The organism is uncultured Roseibium sp. (assembly GCF_947499295.1).
GTDB lineage: Bacteria > Pseudomonadota > Alphaproteobacteria > Rhizobiales > Stappiaceae > Roseibium.
The window spans coordinates 787,334-806,287 of the sequence record NZ_CANMNP010000001.1; the positions used below are offsets into that span (position 1 = coordinate 787,334).

Genomic DNA, 18,954 nt, shown 5'->3' on the forward strand with positions numbered 1-18,954 from the left:
GCGCGTAAAAATACGTACTACCACCCGTCTCTATAAAGGTGATCTGAATTCAAATAAAATTGGTCAACGAGGAGTGAGAGGTTTTGACCCCTTAAAATTGCGGGATCGAAATTAGCAGATTGTTAACCTGACATACTTTGCGAGTGATTTGAAAGTCATGCTTTTATTTGATCAGTCCAAGTCGAAGTGCTTGAGCGACGGCATGTACCTTGTTAGATGCATCAAGCTTTCGGCAAGTTGAGGTTATGTAGCCTGAAACCGTATTTTCTGAAATTGACAGAATAACTGAGATTTCAGCATTCGTTTTGCCTTGAGCCGACCAGCTCAGGCATTCGAGTTCCCTTTTTGTCAAACTGGGTCCGGTATCGTCCTCTTCTTCGAGGAAAAGCGAGAGTTTCTTGAACACAAACACGGAAATGATGTGAAGCACGGCAATTTCGTTCATCTGCAGCGGCGCGCGTTTTCCCGCAAAAGAGACGGCACCTTTCATTCCTTTGATATCGTATGTCGGAAAATACACGCCGTTATGCATGTCGAAGCTTCGGAACAGCTCGACACTCCTTTTCAACTCCGTTTCCGAGCGTTCAAGATTCAGCTTCTCGAGTTCCCATTCAAGCGGCTTGTGAGACTTCCGAAGCATCCTGATTATTGGACTGTTTGAGAGCAGCTTCATTTCATCATAGGCGCGCAGCAATTCGGGCTGCCAGTTGCTCAATACGATCTTGCGGCGGAGCTGTTCTTCTCCGAATACAGGTATGTAAAGCACCGAGAAATGAGAATAGTCGTAACTTTCAGCGACAGATCTCAAGAACTTAAATATCTCATAAGCTGATTTGATATTTGCCAGGCGCTCATAAGACTCGCAAACAAAACCCTCTGTCGCCGCGCCGTCTAACACAATGATTATCCTCTGAGATCAACAATTTAAAATTGGCCACCGATCAGATTCAAATTTAGTTAGACTAAAGCACAACTAAAATGACCCTCGATTGCGACTTAGTACAATCACGACGCCACCAGTACTTGAGATAAGACTTCGCAGGAACATCTACAATTGTATAAGTGGTATTATTACTTATTCTCTTAAGTTGAAAATGAACTGTCTTTATTTCCTAAAACGCACAGCATGGCTATTTAGTTGAAAACCGAACTGGACGAAACACACAAGCAGCGGCAAAACGCTTCGCTGGCTCAATTGGCCGCATGTTTCAGTCGCAACTGTCAGGACATCGGCCCTGGCTCAGCAATCCCGCGCAAATTGATCAGAGCTCCGAAAGCTGTTTCAAGGCATCGATCGTCTTCGTGAAGTTCTCTTTCCCCAGAAGAGTTTCCACGTCGCGTTGAGCCTGCCGCCAAAGGGGCAAGGCCTGATCGAGCAATTGAGACCCTCGTGTCGTCAGCAAATAGGTTTTGCCGCGTCCTTTATGCACAGGGCCCGATGCGACAAGGCCTTTGCGCTCAAGCAAAGCGACATTCCGTACCAGTGTTGTCCTCTCCATGGAAAGCCGGTCCGCAAGCTGCCCAGTCGTTTCCTCCTGCGTCTGGCGTATCGCGACCAGAACGGAAAACTGGCCTGCAGTCATACCAACCGTTCGCGCCAATCGATCATAGTGACGGCTGACGGCACGCGCGGCCTTCCGTGCGTTGTTCACTACACAAAGAGAGAAGTCGTCTTCTTCCATGTCTTTTACTGTGCAAATACACACTAACTGTCAAGTTCGCACGTCGAGTAAGGTTGCCATCGGGTACAATGACCTGCAGTTTGCGTTTTCTCCAGAAGCGATTACCGTCAGCTTCGACAACCGGAACGATGCAATCTGAGGAGATCCAAATGACGGACGCGTTGCAAGCTGTAGAAGACATGAAACAGAAAATTCAGGAAAACTGGGGGTGGTTTCTGACGCTCGGCGTTGCTCTCGTAATCGGCGGCATGATCCTGATTGCGGCCCCACTGGCAACTTCAATCGCCGTCACCGTTCTGATTGCAGCCGTCCTGTTCATCGGCGGCCTTGTGCAGATCTATAATTCTTTGAAAACCAAAGGGACTTCCAGCTTTCTCTGGAACCTGATTACAGGCATCGTAGCGGTGATCGGCGGGATCCTGATCTACGTCAATCCGATTGTCGGTGCCTTTACCTTGACGCTTCTTCTTGCAGCCATTTTTGCGGCACAAGGTATCAGTCAAATCCTGCTGGCCTTCAAACTAAAGCCACACGAGGGTTGGGTCTGGGTCCTCGTTGCCGGGATCGTGTCACTTGCCGCAGGATTGATGATTGCAATCGACCTGCCCGGTTCAGCAAGCTGGGCCCTCGGCCTGATCGCAGGCGTCTCCGTGTTGATCAACGGCTGGAGCTATATAGCCATCGCCCTCGCAGCGCGTGCCGCCAAAGGTTAGATACGCATTGTAACCACCGGATTTCCAAAGATTGTTTCACCCGGCAAAATCTCTATTGCCGGGTGTTTTGTTTGATGTCACTTTGCTCACGTGTTTAATCGCAGGTATTCCCTGCAAAAGGCTTACGTTGATGTTTGCTATTCTCGGGCGCAACCCTGGCAATCCGCATAACAAAGCCTACTGGTGGTGGCCGCCCCCTCTCCAGCCGTTGAAGCGCGCCAACAGCGCCGCCTAACCACGACCAAAAGACATCAACGGAACTTTAGAATGACCAGCATATCCCTGCGCGGTGACGACCGCGTGCTTCATGTTGCCTGGGTTGACGGTACAAGTGCAGACTTTCCATTCGTCTGGCTGCGTGACAACTGTCCAAGCGGCTTTCACCCGCAAACTCAGGAACGCGAATTCGACCTGACAAGTATTCCAATGGACATTTCGGTCTCCAATGCCGATCTGGAGACAGAAGAGATCGTTTTGACCTGGAATCACGGAGACCATGTCAGCCGGTTTGACACTGGCTGGCTGCACAAACATCGGCCCGGGATCGGATTGAAAGACCCGGCAAAGATCGAGCCGACACTCTGGCGTGGAGATCTGCCGCCGGCCAGCCTGCCACGGGCCGATGCGCAGGATCTTTTGGCCGATGATACTGCCCTTCTGGAGTTTCTGAGAGAAACCAAGAAAACCGGCCTGTCTATCGTTACCGGTATGGCCGATGATTCTGAAGCCGGCATGACGGTCGCAGGCCGGATCGGCTTCCTTCGGCAGACCAATTTCGGCACGACCTTTGAGGTTATGTCCAAGCCGAACCCGAACAATCTGGCCTACACATCGCACGCACTTCCCCTGCACACGGACCTTGCCAACCAGGAACTCCCTCCGGGCTTCCAATTCCTGCACTGTCTGGCCAATGAGGCCGATGGCGGTGGCTCGACCTTCTGCGACGGTTTTGCAATAGCCTCCGACCTTCTGGAAAACGACCCTGAAACATTCAAGCTACTGGCCGATACGCCGGTGCCTTTCCGGTTCCACGATGCGGATTTCGACATTCGGCGCCACCAGACAGTTATCGACCTGGATCCATTCGGCAGATTGCAGGAACTGCATTTCAATGCTCATCTGGCCGGCATTTTCGACCTGCCGGCAGATATCATGGAAACATATTACAGAGCCTATCGGACAATCATGCAAATGACCCGCTCGGACGACTACGTCATCACCACACGCCTCAATGGCGGCGAGATGGTCATCTTTGACAATCGTCGTGTGTTGCATGGCAGGGCGGCATTTGACCCAAACACAGGCTTTCGCCATTTGCGGGGCTGCTACGTCGATCGGGGAGAGTTCGACAGCCGGATTCGGGTGCTCAGCCGCGAAAGCTGACCTCAGGAATGGACCCAATTTGAATTGAAAGACAAAGTGTCCGGCAAGTTGCCGGGCACTCCAATTTTGCGGGATTACTTGAAAATCGCGGCCTTGCGCTCATCGGTGAGTGCCTGCCAATTGCCTTCTTCAACGCCATCAAGGCCAAGACCACCTATTGCGCTGCGTTTCAGTTCATTGACGTGGTTGCCAACACTTGCAAACATGCGGCGCACTTGATGATACCGACCTTCGTGCAGCGTCAGGCGCGCATGAGTTTCATCCACAATATCCAGAAGAGCCGGTTTCAGTGGCTTTTCCTCGCTGTCCAGCATCATTTCACCGGATCCGAAAATGTCAGCTTCATCGCCTTTCAAGGGGCGATCCAGAACAACATCATAAATCTTCGGGACATTTGATTTCGGTGAAATCACCTTGTGCAGAAATGTCCCGTCATCGGTAAACAGCAAGGCGCCTGATGTTTCCTTGTCCAGACGCCCTATTGTCGACAAGACGGGTTTACGCATCCGGAACCGATCAGGCAGCAGATCATACACGAGCCTACCTTGATCCTTGGTTGAGCACGTGTATCCGAGGGGCTTGTTCATGAGCAAAACAACGCCCTGTGCCGGATCCAGCGGTTCATCGTCAAACAGGATGTCTTCATGGCTGACGCGGCTGTCGGCTTTCAGGGCATTGCCTGCCTTGTCTGTCACCCATCCATTCCGGATCGCAAGCTGCATTTCCTTGCGGCTGCCATAGCCCAGATTGGCGAGAAGCTTTACAAGATGCACGCTATCGCCCTCCCTTTCCCTTTATGGCCCGGATGACCTTGTATCCGCCCTCGTCAGCCAATTGAACCACGCTGGCGAATACATCGGAAAGTGTCTGCTCATAGGGCAAGTGCCTGTTGGCCACCATGAAGAAATCTCCACCCGGTCTCAGCCCTCCGGCTGCAGAGCGGATAAAGCCTTGCCCGACATCGGCCCGATCTGCCCTTCCAGCCTGGTGAAACGGGGGATTGGAAACAATAAAATCATAAGGACCCTCGACGCCTTTTGTGACGTCCGACCAGACGCCGTTCAGGGCGCGCTTTCCTTTGAAGGCCGAGAGGTTTCGCTCCGCAAGATCCAAAGCCCGTTTCTCGGCTTCATAGAGATCCATTGCCGCAACTTTCGGAGCTTTTTCCAAGACCGCACGGCTCAAATAACCAAAGCCTGCTCCGAGATCCGCACCCCGTCCCTTCAGGGTTTCCGGCAGATAACTGACCAGCAACGCTGAAGCCGGATCTATGCGGTCCCAGGCAAAAATGCCTGGCCGGCTGACATAGGCCCCCTCCAGAACCGGTCTGGGCTGATCCAGGATTGACCATTCTTCCAGAAGTTCCTGGTTCAGATCCTCAGGCTGCACAGCTCCCCAGACGGCGCGGCACTTGTTCTTTGTCAGTTTTTCTGTGTGCCCAAGCAAATCAGAAAGGTCGCTTTCAAGCGTCTTTGCGCCTTCCGTATTTGCGGAGCAGGCAATCACCACACCACCGGAGACTGCCTTTGAAACAGCCCGTGCCAGCTGCGATCGCGCTTCCTGGCGCTGGCGCCCCGGCAGCACGAGCACCAGATCAAATCCGGTTTCGGCGACCTCGGCCACAACCTCAAGACCCGACTTGTGCAAGGCGTCGCGATCCGGAGCAAAGCTCTGCTCGCAAACGAGCTTGTTCAGCGCCAGATCTGTCAGTGACTGCCCTGCGCGTGCGCGCAGGAACAGAGCCTTTGGATCGGATCCGGGCACCACTTCACCGGATGAAAGAGGTAGCAACAGTGTTTCGAGCGCGAGATCGGACATTTAGAACCTGATTGAGGGACGACGATACCCAGCGCTCTTAACGTCTGACGGCCTCCAGGTCAAAAGGCTGCGTCAGACTGAAACGCCTTGCCGTCAACCAGCAATGTAAGCGGCAGAGACCGACCGTCCTCCGTCACAGCGATTTCAAGCAGAACACGGCTGGTATCAAGACGTTCAATGACCCTGCCTTCGCCTTCGGGAAGGAAAAAAGCATCTATGCCATAGTCAATCCGGATCTCGTTTTCAGTCACCGAACGCACGGTGCCAGACATGGCGAGATTACCAGCATTGTCCCGCTCTAAAGTCACGACAATTGGCTGCGCAGCTTTGCCTGCACCTGCCCTCAGACCGACAAAGACCTTGTCTCCGACTGCGATCTCACCGTCTTCGCTTAGATCTTTGGAGAGATTGTTGATCGCGAGATTTATGATGACATAGTCGCCTCTGAGGAGATCCCTCGGATCCACGGGCACAAGTTCCAACGGCACCACCTGCCCGTTGCGCTGGACGTCAAACCTGTCTGCAAGTGGAATTGCAATCAGGAACAGCTGCACGACGGCTACAAGTCCCCACCGCAAAAACGGAAGTCGAAGGGGTTTGGGTCGGGTTGATGGAAGTGTTCCGGCAACATCGCTCATGTCGGCAGGACCTCCTCGTTCTCCGGTGATTGTTTTACCTGCCCGCTCCTTCTGAAGACGCGCGCCAGCCAAAGCGCTACTCCAAGCAACAACACGCCCGCGACCAGGAAGAACAGGGATTGCCCCAACAATGACCCTATGGTGACTTCAAGCAGCCAAAGGGCAACGGCTGTTAGCCCGAGATAGGCGCAGAGCATCCAGAACCGGTTACTGTACCAGGTACCAAGCGCACAAAGGCCGACAAGAGCGGCCAGGCTGAATGCTGATAGAAGCAGAACATTTAGAGTGGTCAAGGGCATCAGAACCGCCAGAAGCGCAAATCCCACAGCGGCAAAGAGTGCAAGGGCCTTCGTAGTCTTGAAAGAAAGAACCAGGCCGACCACGCATAAGAGTACCGCTAGTGTGAGCGGTACCAGGGCAGGAAGTGCCAGAAGGCCTGCCGAGACAAGGCTGTCGGAAATCTCGGGCACTAGAATAAGCGACACAACCAGCAAGATGCAAAGGATCATTATACCGGCATCTTGAAGCGACCGCGCCATCATCCAATGGCCATGGTTTCGCAGCGGTCGGTCGCTCGACCATTTGACGAACAGATCTGCAACCGGGTCGAGCTGAACCATGAGCGCTGCCACGCCGCCGATGCCAGCTAAGGCCATCGCCAGAACAATGTCGTCCCCGCCTCTGAGAATTTCAGCTGTTTCGGCAAACCAGCGGCCATAGGTCACCCAAAAGATCACGATCGCGGCCCACCTTGACAGGCGTGCCGGATAGACCACCGAATGTGCGAAAATCGCAACAAGCAACGCCAGTCCAACAAGGCCGGGAAGCAGGCCAGGTTCACCGAAGTCTTCCCTCATGACCTGCCATGTGATCGCGGCAACCGCAGCGACTGCCACAGATGCCCTGGACCCTGTGATCCAGGCTGCAACAAGCGCACCTAGACAGACCAGTAGAGCACCGCCAGCCCAGTCGGAAGGTAAATGAAAGATCTGGCCGACAAGAGCCATGCCCCCAACAAAAACAAGCGTAGCAAATCCGGTCGCCAAATCCGCAATGCCTCTTTTTCCACGCTTGGAAGCCAATGCCGCCAGGCTGTGGCTCGCTACAATGAGACACGCTATGCCAACGAGCTTGACCGCTTTCGGGATCACCCCCCAATTAGCGGCGATAAAAGCGAATAGGGCCAATGCTACACACACCATGCCAATACCCGCGAGTACCATCGGCAATCGGGACCGGCCATCGCCCTGCTCTTGCTCTTTGAGGATCAGCGCCGCTCCATCCGGGTTAACCCATCCGTTGGACACCCAGATCTCCAGGTCGTCTTTCAGTCTCTTCTTGTACGCCCAGTCGAACATTCCGCACTGCCACCGATTTTCGTTGTGTTCCACCGTAGCAGTCATTCGGCTGCCAAAGCACCACTCGATTGTTGGAAGAGTTGACCGCAAATTGGGCCAAAGGTTTGGCAGCGGTTCTTTTCCGATGAAGAGACAGCCCCTGTTGACCTTTGCTCCCCATGCGGAAGTCACACCTTATGGTTGCAGCCATGCATACTTTCTATGCACGGTCACCAAAAGGACAAAATTTAATATTTGCAGGGCGCTTCAGGTCTTGCCGAGCGTCGTTGTCTTGGTATTCTATTTCGCAGAATCTGTACCGAACGACCGTTCCGAGACGAGCCGATGTGCCGAATTTCGGAACTTCAGACAAGCTTGGCATTTCCTGCCACTGCTGTTCAGAGCCAAACTCCAACAACAATCCAGGGGGGCTCTGAGGGGCGTCCGAGAGGCCCGGACGCCCTTTTTCATTCAGCCGGCTCTTGCGATTTGCCGACGGCGCGACGCGGCTTGCGCGCTGAAGTTGACTTTTTGGCTGTTCTATTTCGTGCCGGCGCTTTACGGGTGGTCGACTTTTTTGAAGCCACCTCTTTCGGTCCGGAAGATCCCGACATTTCGGTGCCTGAGCCCTTCAATGCCTTGGCGTCAGCTGCTGCTCGTTCCCGTTTCACTTGCGCTTCCAGCGGGTTTTCAGTGATGTCATCCGAGACCGGCGGCAATCCCAAAACCTTTTGAAACTTCTGCAAGGTCTCCAGAGTATGAGGCGCCATTTCCTTCAAGGCACCCGGGATATATCGAACCACATTGGACGCAAGCTCTCGCTCTTCGGCCGTTTTTAGCAGTTTCGGCAGGCTTTCTATCGCTTTGTCGTGGGCAAATTCAACGATCAGCGTCTGTTCCTGAAGGATAAAGCTGCGCTCATCGGGGGCCAGTGACTTGAAGGGCTCATCCTGCGTGAGAACCCGGGCCGACCGCTCCAGTCGATCCTTGCGCACTGCTCCGCGGCTTTCCGCAAGCAAGATCAGCATGCGAATGACTGCATCGCAGAAGCCACCCTCTTCGATCCGCATCAAGGCGGCCTGAACCGGTGGCAAGCTGCGCAGGTCTTCTTTTCGTTTCAGCGTGCGTCCCGGCAGTCTGCTACGGCCGAACCACCGCATATAGGGCGAGCCCCAAACGGACAGGAACAAGTTCTCATACATGGTGTCGCGAAGGTCCCGGAAGAGATCCATCGACTGTTCGACGAGCGCCGCATTGAGGTGCTCAAGTTCTATAAACGGGTTTTCAGGGGCCGCAGGCGTCCGGCTTTCTTTCACTTTTTCCGCCCAACCCGGTAAAAGTCCAAGAAACGGATTGAGGCTGGATATCATGGACCGCTGTACGCGAAGCGGATGCAGCCGGCGACGCAGGTCCGCGCTTTGCTCAGTCACGCCGGACTGTACAAACGGCCGGATACAGACGTCGTAAAATTCAGACTGCTGTTCCGAAGCGCGCGCAACTGCCGCAAACGCGTGTTCTTCATCCCGGCCATCGTCTATCTCTCTGAGGTCATCCATTGTGCGTTCATGAAAACTCACGGTGAACTCACGCTCCAGGATGTCGCCGGCATAATCATCTATCGTCATTTCATAGAGCCCAGGCGGCAGAGCTTCGATGGTTTTCAGGGTCGATGTGACTTCCGTGTGTTCTTTCTTTGCGATCTTTGAAGAAACAAAGATGCCCAGGTGGCCGACCTGGTCGTGCACCATGTAGATGATACGCTGTCCCCGGATTGCGATTTCCCGTTCGTCCGTGTAGCTGTCGACGATCCAGTTGAGCGCTTGCTGCGGCGGCGTGATGTTGTCTCCCCAGCTGGCAAAGACAATGATTGGTGCCCTGATCTCCTTGAGATCGATATTGCGGCCCGGCTCAAGCTGCGCCTCATTCTTGGCAAGTCGGTTACCGACAAACAGCTGTTCGACGATCCATTTCATTTCCGCTTCGTTCAGCAGAAAATACCCGCCCCACCAGCGTTCGAAATCCAGAAAACGCTGCGGTTCCGTGTCGACCTTCGAATAGAGGTCATAGTATTTGCCGAAGTAATTTCTCGCCGGATTGAGCAATTCGAAATTCTGGACGATATCGGCGCCATCAAAAACGCCGTGCCCAAGATCGGAATAGTACATGGCGTTGTAAGTTCCGCCGAGTATCCCGCCATTGTATCGCATCGGGTTTTCCCCAACCCGCCCGGACCAGGTGCTGACGGGTGCGCCGTTGAGGACGATTGGCCCTGTCAGATCGGGATTGGTGGCAGCCAAGAGAAGTGTGGCCCACCCCCCCTGGCAATTGCCGGTCACGATCGGATTTGGCGCTTCCGGGTGCAGCTCTTTTACCTTTCGAACGAAAGCAGCTTCAGCGTTGGTGACATCGGCGAGCGTCTGACCTTTTTCAGGCCAACGCTTGAAAGCAACGAAATAGACGGGATGGCCGTCACGGAGCGCGACACCAACTTGGCTATCGGACTTGAAACCGCCTATGCCTGCACCGTGGCCCGCACGCGGGTCGATGATGATGTAAGGCCGTTTCCAGGGTTGATGGTCACGAAACTTGGAGTCGTTTGGAGGGGTAATCTTTAGCAGCATGTAGTTGCATGGGCGCGGCAGATCGGTACCGTCCACCACAAGCTCATAGTCGTAGATCAGAACCGGCGGGCAGCCAGCGGCTTCATGTTCCACAAATACGTCACCGCGCTGGCGCAACGTGTCCATGGTCAGCACGGTACGTTGCACCGCGTCCTGCCAATAACTGTGCCAGTTATCGAGGAGGGCGCCTGAATTGTGCGCTTCGCCGAGATCTTGAACGGACTTGTTGAAAGCTGACAGGTTCTTGTGCCAGTGGTCCTTTTGAACATCGGCGATCCTTGTCATGTGCCGCGTCAGACCAAGGGAGATGAGTTCTGTCATCTTGGTGAGCTCTGTCGCCTGAGCCTGCATGCGAGTGTAGTGCGCGGAAGGCGCCCAGGCAGTCGCATCGGACAGAAGGTCCAGGAACTGGTTTTGTCCCTTCTCAAGAGCGTCGAAAATGTCCTTCATCAGAACCTCCTATCCTAGAATGCTGTAGCCACCGTCGATCGGATGAATACCGCCAGTTACATTGAAGGCTTCGCGGCTTGCCAGGAAGGCCGCGTAGGCGCCGACGTCGTCGATGGTTGCCAGTTGATGCGTTGGCGCGCGTTCGGCGGCGTCATTGAGAAGTGCATCGAACTCTGCAATTCCCGAGGCAGCGCGGGTCATCAACGGACCAGGCGAAAGCGCGTGAACCGATATGCCTTTCGGGCCCAATTCGGCGGCAGCATAGCGCGTTGCGGATTCAAGTGCAGCCTTGACCGGGCCCATGAGACCGTATCGGTCGACCACGCGCTGTGCCCCCATGAAGGAGACTGTCATACACGTGCCTCCCTCCGTCATCAGGGGTTCGGCCTTCCGGATCAAGCGCAAGAACGAGTGAACGGAGACATCCATCGCAAGCGCGAAACCCTCTGAAGAGCAATCGACAACCCTGCCATGGAGATCTTCCTTGTTCGAGAAGGCGACCGAATGAAGAAGCGTGTCGAGCCTGCCCCAGCGTTCGGCGATCCTGGAAAACAGATCATCAAGTTCACCCTCTTCACGGACGTTGAGCGGTGCGATGATCTCTGCCTCAAGTGCTTCGGCTAAAGGTCTGACAAAGGGTTCGGCCTTTTCGTTCGCATAGGTAATGGCAAGATCAGCACCTTGCGCCCTGAAAGCTTTGGCGCAGCCATAAGCAATGGACTGCTCATTTGCAACACCAACAACAAGGGCTTTGTGACCTGTCAGATCGAACATGAAATCGAATTTCCCACATGGAAGTCTCAGCTGCTGTCAAAACTGACGGCTGACTGAAACTCATTGACCAGGACGGGACCCGGCGGCACTCCGCAGTGCAGCATATCCGTCATGACGACAGCATAACCATGCAGGGAAAATAGGTGTTTTTGGCGACCAATGCCAGTTGTCGCAGCGCAAAAAAGCGCCCCGAATTGCTCCGGAGCGCCACATTTAACGTTTGACGTCGATTTATCAGGCCAGATCGAACCGATCGGCGTTCATCACCTTCACCCAGGCAGCCACAAAGTCCTTTACGAACTTCTCGCTGTTGTCGTCCTGAGCATAGACCTCAGCGTAGGCCCTCAGGATGGAATTAGAGCCAAACACCAGGTCAGCGCTGGTTGCGGTCCATTTCAACGTTCCGAGCTTCCGGTCGCGGATTTCATAGGTACCGTCCGATACCGGAAGCCAGCTATTGGCCATGTCGGTCAGGTTGATGAAGAAGTCCGGGGAAAGCGCACCCTCACGATCCGTGAAGACACCATGTTTGGTGCCGCCATGGTTCACGCCAAGAACACGCAAGCCACCGGTAAGAACCGTCATTTCCTGAGCGGTCAACCCAAGAAGCTGAGCACGATCCAGCATCATTTCTTCCGGGCTGACGACGTAGTTTTCCTTTTCCCAGTTCCTGAAACCGTCAGCAAGCGGCTCCAGCACATCAAAGGATTCACCATCCGTCTGCGCGTCCGTCGCATCGCCACGACCGGGCGAGAAAGGAACCGTCGCACTCAGACCAGCGGTCTTGATCGCCTGCTCGACACCGACATTGCCGGCGAGCACGATCACGTCCGCAACGGAAGCACCAGCTTCGGCAGCAATCGGCTCCAGTACTGCCAGAACCTTGGCAAGCCGCTCCGGCTCATTGCCCGCCCAGTCCTTCTGCGGCGCCAGGCGAATGCGTGCACCATTGGCACCGCCACGCTTGTCTGAGCCACGAAATGTGCGAGCGCTGTCCCAAGCCGTTGCAATCATCTCAGCTGCAGTGAGGCCGCTGGAAGCAATCTTGGCCTTGACCGCATCGACATCATAAGACGTTGAACCAGCCGGGATCGGATCTTGCCAGATCAGGTCTTCGGAAGGAACATCCGGACCGATGTAGTTGGCCTTCGGCCCCATGTCACGGTGGGTCAGCTTGAACCAGGCGCGAGCAAAGCAATCGCGGAAGTAGGCTTCATCGGCCATGAATTTCCGGCAGATTTCATTGTAGACCGGGTCCATTTTCATGGCCATGTCCGCATCGGTCATCATCGGGTCGTGACGGATCGACGGATCGGAAGCATCGACGGGTTTCTGATCTTCCGGCATGTCCACCGGCTTCCACTGCCAAGCACCTGCCGGAGACTTCGTCAGCTCCCATTCATAGTTGAAGAGATAGTCGAAGAAGCCCATGTCGAACTTGGTCGGCTCTTTCGTCCATGCGCCTTCAATTCCCGAGGTGAAGGCCTTGGAAGCCTTGCCGTCCTGGTCCGGATTGGCCCAACCGAGGCCCTGAGCCTCAACACCTGCCCCTTCCGGCTCAGCGCCGATATGGTCTCCGGCACCTCCGCCGTGAGCCTTGCCGACTGTGTGGCCACCGCAGGTCAGCGCCGCGGTTTCTTCGTCGTTCATGGCCATGCGCTTGAAGGTTTCACGCACATGGGCACCTGTCTTGACCGGGTCGGGCTTGCCATCAACACCTTCCGGGTTCACGTAGATCAGACCCATGTGGACAGCTGCCAACGGGTTCTCCAGCGTTTCCGCATTGTCGGTGTCGTCGTAGCGGTTTTCAGCGGGTGCCAACCATTCCTTTTCAGAGCCCCAGTAGACGTCTGTCTCCGGGCCCCAAATATCGGCGCGGCCAAAACCAAATCCGAAGGTTTTGAACCCCATGGACTCGTAAGCCATGTTGCCGGCGAGGATGATCAGATCCGCCCAGGAAAGGGCGTTGCCGTATTTCTTCTTTATCGGCCACAGCAAACGGCGAGCCTTGTCCAGGCTGGCATTGTCGGGCCAGGAATTGAGAGGGGCAAAACGAATGTTTCCAGAACCGGCGCCGCCACGGCCGTCCTGCATGCGATAGGAGCCAGCTGAGTGCCAGGCCAGACGGATCATGAGACCGCCATAGTGGCCCCAATCGGCAGGCCACCATTCCTGACTGTCGGTCATCAGGGCACGCAAATCGGCTTTGACACCTTCATGATCGAGGCTCTTCACGGCTTTCTTGTAGTCGAAGTCCGGGTCCATCGGGTTGGTGCGGGCACCGTGCTGGTGGAGGATGTCCAGATTCAGAGCGTTAGGCCACCATTTGGTGACGGGCTTGTCCATGGCCGTATTGCCACCGTGCATAACGGGACAACCACCTGATTTATCGACCTTAGCGTCCATCTTCCTCTCCAATTCTAAACTCGGTGCCTTGCACCGGCTTACACAAACCAGACCCTTTGTCGGCAATTTGACATCGGGCTGGAACTATCTTGCGAAACTCGCTGTATGCTCTGGAAATAGTGACAGACCACACCGTTTCAATTCTTGGCTGAACAGACTGCAGACAATACCACCAAAGGATGCACAGTCATCTGTCTAGTCTGTTCTGATTCTAAACTAGCAAACTGCAATCATCAGAAGAAGTTGAATTTTCTGATCGCTTCGATAAGTTTAGATTATGATCAACATCACTTTGAAGCAGCTCCGCTATTTTGAGGCTCTCGCACGCCATGGGCACTTCGGCAGAGCTGCGGAAGCCTGCGCAATTTCGCAACCAGCTCTGTCCATGCAGATCAAGGAAATGGAAGATGTTCTGGGTGCAACGCTCTTTGAGCGGGGCGCACGTCAAGTCAGACTGACTCATTTTGGGGAAGTGGCAGTAGAGCGCGCCAGAGACATTCTTCGTTCCGCTGACGAGCTTGGCGATCTCGCCCGCGCCTCCCGTGAACGGCTGGTCGGCCGGTTCCGCATCGGGGTGATTCCCACAATTGCCCCTTACCTGCTGCCAAAGGTGATCGGCAATCTCAAGGAAAGCTATCCCGAACTCGATATTCATGTTCGGGAAACCGTGACACCCAAACTGATACAGGAGTTAAAGGAAGGCCGGCTCGATACGGCAATCGTTGCCTTGCCGGTCTCGGAAAGCTCTCTTGAAGAAATCCCGCTCATACAGGAGAGTTTTGTCCTGGTGCGCACCGCCGGTGAAGCCAATCTTCCACTGCCCAACGCAGACAGTCTTAAGGAAATGCGGTTGCTGCTGCTGGAAGAGGGTCACTGTTTCCGCGATCAGGCGCTGTCATTTTGCAATCTGCCCTCCGGGCCGCCCAGGGAAGTGCTGGACGCAAGTTCCTTGTCGACGCTCGTCCAGATGGTCAGCGCAGGAATGGGGGTGACACTCATTCCGGAAATGGCCGTTCCGGTTGAAACCAGATCGGCACCGGTCTCCGTATCCCGTTTTGAAACACCGGAACCCAACAGAACGATCGGTATGGTGTGGCGAAGAAGCAGCCCGCTAGCCAGTCAGTTGACGGAGATTGCGGACATTGTCCGCCGGTCAGCGGAACCCATGCCCCATCAATGAGAAGCGGTTATCTTGCGCCGGAAAGTCCAAACGCCAATAAGCGCCATGATTGCAGCCAACCCTAAAAGAACTGCTCTGGCGTCATCCCCGGCTGCAAACAATGCCACCATGAGCCCTGCAAGCGGTTGCGACAGGTTGTTCAGGCAGATGATTGCTCCTGTGGTCTTGCCGAACTCGGATGGCGGAATGATTTCCTTGCGCAGGGTACGAACATAGATGTTGAACATCTTGTCGAAGCCGGCAATCAACAGGAACCCGATCGCGTAGACCAGCGGATGAGCGCCGAGACCGGTCAAGACAGCACCAAGACAAATGAGTGCATAGGCCGTGCGACCGAGCGTGTTCAGACCAAAATGGACATGTGCTGTCAAAGTCAGAACGGCGAGCGTCGCTAGTGCTCCCCCTACCTGCAGCCAGGCGTATTCCTGCTCGGACCGATCGAAGAAACCCGTCATCATGGCTGCCGCAGTTGCTAGCGTTGCACCGATTATAAGATTGACACCCGCGGCCTGAAAAATAGCGCGCAAGAGATCCGGCAACTGCCAGATCAGCACGAAGGCATGCTTCAGATCGGCGAAAGGGTGACGCTCTTCGAGGGGCGCAGGAGGATCTACCATGCGCACCTGGCCAGGCCAAAGCCGAAACACGGCGTCCGACAGGACAAACAACCCAGTTGCCAGGATCACCACGGTTTCCCAAGGCCACAACACCATCAGATAAGCTGCCGTCAATGGTCCAAGTACGACACCCATTTGTGAGGCCAGTTGACTGTAGCTCGCCACCTTTTCAAAGCGTTGATCCTTGAATGCGCCGACCAGAACCATTTCCAGTGCGAGCAGCCCCTGTGTCGTCAACACGCCGACAATCGCGGAGAGCGCAATCAGCCACCAAACACCGCCGAAAACGATCTGGCCTGTGATGCCGATCAGGCAAACAAGGGCTCGCAGCACGCGACTGACGCGCAATAACATGATCGGGGAATACCGGTCACACAAAATCCCTGCGACCGGAAATGTCAGGTATCGAGGCAACGTTTCAAAGAAAAACGCCAAGCCGGACCAGGCGACATTACCGGTGATCTGGAAGATGACCAGCGGCACCAGAAAGAGCAGGATCTGATCGGCCAGAACCGTCAGAAACATGGACGCGAAAAACGCGCGGTCGCGAACGAGCATCAGATGCTTTCAATGGACCATCATTGGCGGGACGACTGTCGTATCACCCGCCATGGAGCCCTGCAACTGCAGCTTGCCTCGAACCGCTTGTGTTTACCCGGTGCAGCACAATCCAGTGATTCAAGTTTTTCTGGCAACCACAAACCGGCTGTAAGGCTCCGGATAGGTGCCGGTTTCAATGATTTCAAAGCCACTCGAGGCAATCATTTCTTCCAGGCCCTGAAAGGACAGCATGCGCACAAAAGGTGCTTTGCCAAACAGCTGCATCACCTTGATCATCGGTGTGAACAACCAGGCCTTTTTCTTCAGGCAGACGGTCTTGGAAATATAAAGGCCACCCGGGTTCAGAAGGTCCCGCACTCTTTTCAAAGTGTCTTCCGGGTTTTCAACCAGATGCAGGAAATTGTAGGCCAGTACCGCATCATACCCCTTGCCGTCCCGGGCTTCGATCTCCTCACTGAAAACATCAGCAACCGCAAAGCTCAATCCGTCTGCCGAGGCGCTGTTCCGTTCTTTCTCTGTGAGAAGTTTTTCGTTGGCAATGTCGATCATTCCGCCGGCAAAGTCGGTCGCGAGATATGTGCTGACATTTCCGGAAAGAAGAAGCGCAGTTGAGCCCGTACCGCAACCAAGCTCGAGTACCTTGTCCTGCGGGCCAAGATGTTCAGTTGTCCGTTCAAGCGTCTTTTCGTAAGCCTTCTGGTCCTTAATCGGAGAGGCAGCGTATTTCTTGGCAGCCTTGCTCCAGAAACGGGTCGAAGGGGTCATGTCGTTGGTCCAGGTGATCGTCATTATCGTGTTATCCTTATCATGCTGAGCAGGGCAATGCGCATGGCGCATTGTCTTGCGCGACACATAAAGCCGGCAGCTGCTTTCGGCCCGAGACCGCCGTACTCCAGAGCCGCGTCCAGCGGCCGGTGCCCACCGGCATCGTTTCAAGGTCGCTCAGGCCGTTCTGCTTAAGCCACTGTCTTAGGGTCGATGAGGTGAGCCGGTGAGTTCGCCATTTCAGGTGAATGAATGCACCGAAGAGGGTTTTGCGGGTGGTCACGACAAGCAGTGTGCCACCAGGTTTCAAAACCCGGTACATCTCACAGATCGCGGCTTGCGGGACCTCCAAGTGCTCAACCGCATGCGCGCACATTACGAGGTCAAAACTCTCAGATGCATAAGGCAACGCCCTGATGTCGGCGACCTGAAGCTGACAATTGATGCCCATCTGCTCAAATCTGCTGTTCGCCTCTTCAAGCATAACCGGAGAGATATCGACTGCCGACAGCTCGAATGCAGCGTCCATTTCCGCAGCCAATGCGAGCGCCATCGCCCCGGTTCCGACACCGCAATCCAAAACCTTCACCGGGCTCTCGCGATGGCGTTTCAGTTTTGGCACAAGTTGGCGAAGAACTTGCCGATACGCCAAGGGGAACCCGAGCCGTTCGATGGTTCTTTCCCAGGACGGTGCGCAATCGTCATAAGCGCGACGCAGCTGGTCTTTGGCAAGACCCTGTCGACTGACGGCAATCTGCCAGGATCCAAGATGGCGTTTGAAAACAGGGATATGAGGCGCATGGGTATCAAGTGTCATTTGCGTTTCCCCGCACCGCCCCAAAGCCCAATGCGATCAAAAATAACGCGGCCGATTTCCCGGCCGCCGCTCGGCGATGCAAGGAAGCACAAAACCAGCTCAAACGCTCTTACCAATGTCACTGTCAGCCATTGCGGATTCATGGGAACCACTCCTTTGAACCGCTAGTTAACCCCTTCAGAATTTAATGGGAATTGCCGAATTTCCACTGGGTGATATACATATTTGCATGAACTGGCAGAGTATTACGTTTGACTGGAACCAGGCACGTGCCTTTCTTGTCACTGCAGAAGAGGGCTCGCTTTCGGCGGCCGCGCGAGCTCTCAAGCTGACGCAACCCACATTGAGCCGACAGGTTGCCGCCCTTGAAGAAACACTTGGCGTGACCTTGTTTGAACGTGTCAACAAGAGCTTGATACTCACTGAGGCAGGTGTCGAACTCGCCGAACACGTGCGCGCCATGGGTGAAGCCGCTAGCCGCGTTTCTCTTTCGGCCTCAGGTCAATCGCAGCAGATCGAAGGACTGGTTACCATTTCCACGACCGATGTGATGGCTGCCTATCTTTTGCCGGACATCTTGCGGGACCTGCGCCGGAAAGCCCCCGGCATCGAAATCAAGGTCGTCTCCACAAACAGCGTCAGCGATTTGCGCCGCAGAGAAGCCGATATCGCAATACGCCATGTCGAACCCGACCATCCGGAACTCTACGCCCGCAAACTGCGCGATGCGCGCGGCCAGATTTTTGCCGCCCGTTCCTATCTTCAGCGGTTCGGCCGTAAGCTGACGAAGGAGGATGCGCCCAAGCTCGACTTTCTCGGCTATGAAGACAACGAACAGCTGATCGGCTATCTGCGCGCTATGGGCCTTGACGTGACCCAGGCTAACATCAAGCTCAGCTCACCAAGCCTGATTGTCGCCTGGGAGTATGTGCGCCTGGGATTTGGCCTCGGTGTGGGAGCGGACGAAGTCGCCGATCGGTGTCCGGATATCATTCCCGCCTTCGAGGACGTTGCTCCGGTCACCTTTCCCATCTGGCTGGTGACCCACAGGGAATTGCACACCAGCTTGAGAATTCGGACCGTGTTCGATCATCTGGCTGAGGGGTTGTTGAAAGTTCGTGCAGGTACCAACGTTTAAGTTTGCCGCACAAGTGTGTAGCGGCGACTTGCAAGAAATTCCATTTGGCTGATT

The 18,954-nt window shown here is 54.9% G+C and carries 16 protein-coding genes; 4 read left to right on the forward strand and 12 right to left on the reverse strand.

What is annotated here, in order from left to right:
* Window positions 1–163 precede the first annotated feature (163 nt).
* On the reverse strand, window positions 164–898 hold the full coding sequence (locus tag Q0835_RS03780; RefSeq protein WP_298958508.1) for a LuxR family transcriptional regulator: 735 nt from the start codon (window positions 896–898) through the stop codon (window positions 164–166).
* Window positions 899–1,262: 364 nt separating this feature from the next.
* A complete protein-coding gene (locus tag Q0835_RS03785) occupies window positions 1,263–1,682 on the reverse strand; it encodes a MarR family winged helix-turn-helix transcriptional regulator (protein ID WP_298958509.1) in 420 nt (139 codons plus the stop codon).
* Window positions 1,683–1,831: 149 nt separating this feature from the next.
* Between Q0835_RS03785 and Q0835_RS03790 the strand changes: the two genes are divergently transcribed.
* Window positions 1,832–2,395, forward strand: a complete 564-nt coding sequence (locus Q0835_RS03790; protein WP_298958510.1) for an HdeD family acid-resistance protein — start codon at window positions 1,832–1,834, stop codon at window positions 2,393–2,395.
* A gap of 267 nt (window positions 2,396–2,662) precedes the next feature.
* The gene (locus Q0835_RS03795) at window positions 2,663–3,778 is read left to right on the forward strand and encodes a TauD/TfdA family dioxygenase (protein WP_298815724.1); all 1,116 of its coding nucleotides are present in this window, start codon (window positions 2,663–2,665) and stop codon (window positions 3,776–3,778) included.
* Window positions 3,779–3,852: 74 nt separating this feature from the next.
* Here Q0835_RS03795 and Q0835_RS03800 read toward each other — a convergent pair whose 3' ends face one another.
* From Q0835_RS03800 to katG, 7 genes are all read right to left on the reverse strand, one after another.
* The gene (locus Q0835_RS03800; RefSeq protein WP_298958511.1) at window positions 3,853–4,551 is read right to left on the reverse strand and encodes a pseudouridine synthase; all 699 of its coding nucleotides are present in this window, start codon (window positions 4,549–4,551) and stop codon (window positions 3,853–3,855) included.
* Between the two features lies 1 nt (window position 4,552).
* Window positions 4,553–5,596: a class I SAM-dependent methyltransferase gene (locus Q0835_RS03805; RefSeq protein ID WP_298958512.1), complete on the reverse strand. Its 1,044-nt coding sequence runs from the start codon at window positions 5,594–5,596 to the stop codon at window positions 4,553–4,555.
* A 59-nt stretch (window positions 5,597–5,655) separates the two neighbouring features.
* Window positions 5,656–6,234: a GDYXXLXY domain-containing protein gene (locus tag Q0835_RS03810; RefSeq protein ID WP_298958513.1), complete on the reverse strand. Its 579-nt coding sequence runs from the start codon at window positions 6,232–6,234 to the stop codon at window positions 5,656–5,658.
* Complete coding sequence (locus Q0835_RS03815; protein ID WP_298958514.1) at window positions 6,231–7,592, reverse strand: DUF2157 domain-containing protein; 1,362 nt, start codon at window positions 7,590–7,592, stop codon at window positions 6,231–6,233. The genes Q0835_RS03810 and Q0835_RS03815 overlap by 4 nt, the downstream gene beginning before the upstream one ends.
* Before the next feature lie 446 nt (window positions 7,593–8,038).
* Window positions 8,039–10,642 (reverse strand): DUF3141 domain-containing protein, encoded by a 2,604-nt coding sequence (locus Q0835_RS03820; RefSeq protein ID WP_298958515.1) that lies wholly within the window; start codon window positions 10,640–10,642, stop codon window positions 8,039–8,041.
* A gap of 9 nt (window positions 10,643–10,651) precedes the next feature.
* A complete protein-coding gene (fabI, locus tag Q0835_RS03825; protein WP_298958516.1) occupies window positions 10,652–11,416 on the reverse strand; it encodes an enoyl-ACP reductase FabI in 765 nt (254 codons plus the stop codon).
* A 234-nt stretch (window positions 11,417–11,650) separates the two neighbouring features.
* On the reverse strand, window positions 11,651–13,822 hold the full coding sequence (katG, locus tag Q0835_RS03830; RefSeq protein ID WP_298958517.1) for a catalase/peroxidase HPI: 2,172 nt from the start codon (window positions 13,820–13,822) through the stop codon (window positions 11,651–11,653).
* Window positions 13,823–14,099: 277 nt separating this feature from the next.
* Between katG and Q0835_RS03835 the strand changes: the two genes are divergently transcribed.
* Window positions 14,100–15,002 carry a hydrogen peroxide-inducible genes activator gene (locus Q0835_RS03835; protein WP_298815708.1) on the forward strand — a complete coding sequence of 301 codons (903 nt, stop codon included), beginning with the start codon at window positions 14,100–14,102 and terminating at the stop codon, window positions 15,000–15,002.
* Here the strand turns inward: Q0835_RS03835 and Q0835_RS03840 are convergent.
* The 3 genes from Q0835_RS03840 to Q0835_RS03850 form a co-directional block, all read right to left on the reverse strand.
* Entirely contained in the window at window positions 14,996–16,177 is a 1,182-nt protein-coding gene (locus Q0835_RS03840) for an MFS transporter (RefSeq protein WP_298958518.1), read from the reverse strand. The genes Q0835_RS03835 and Q0835_RS03840 overlap by 7 nt on opposite strands.
* Window positions 16,178–16,297: 120 nt before the next feature.
* Window positions 16,298–16,969, reverse strand: a complete 672-nt coding sequence (locus Q0835_RS03845) for a class I SAM-dependent methyltransferase (RefSeq protein ID WP_298958519.1) — start codon at window positions 16,967–16,969, stop codon at window positions 16,298–16,300.
* A gap of 16 nt (window positions 16,970–16,985) precedes the next feature.
* On the reverse strand, window positions 16,986–17,762 hold the full coding sequence (locus Q0835_RS03850) for a class I SAM-dependent methyltransferase (RefSeq protein ID WP_298958520.1): 777 nt from the start codon (window positions 17,760–17,762) through the stop codon (window positions 16,986–16,988).
* A 229-nt stretch (window positions 17,763–17,991) separates the two neighbouring features.
* Here Q0835_RS03850 and Q0835_RS03855 point away from each other — a divergent pair, with 229 nt between their 5' ends.
* Entirely contained in the window at window positions 17,992–18,900 is a 909-nt protein-coding gene (locus tag Q0835_RS03855; protein ID WP_298815699.1) for a LysR family transcriptional regulator, read from the forward strand.
* Window positions 18,901–18,954 lie beyond the last annotated feature (54 nt).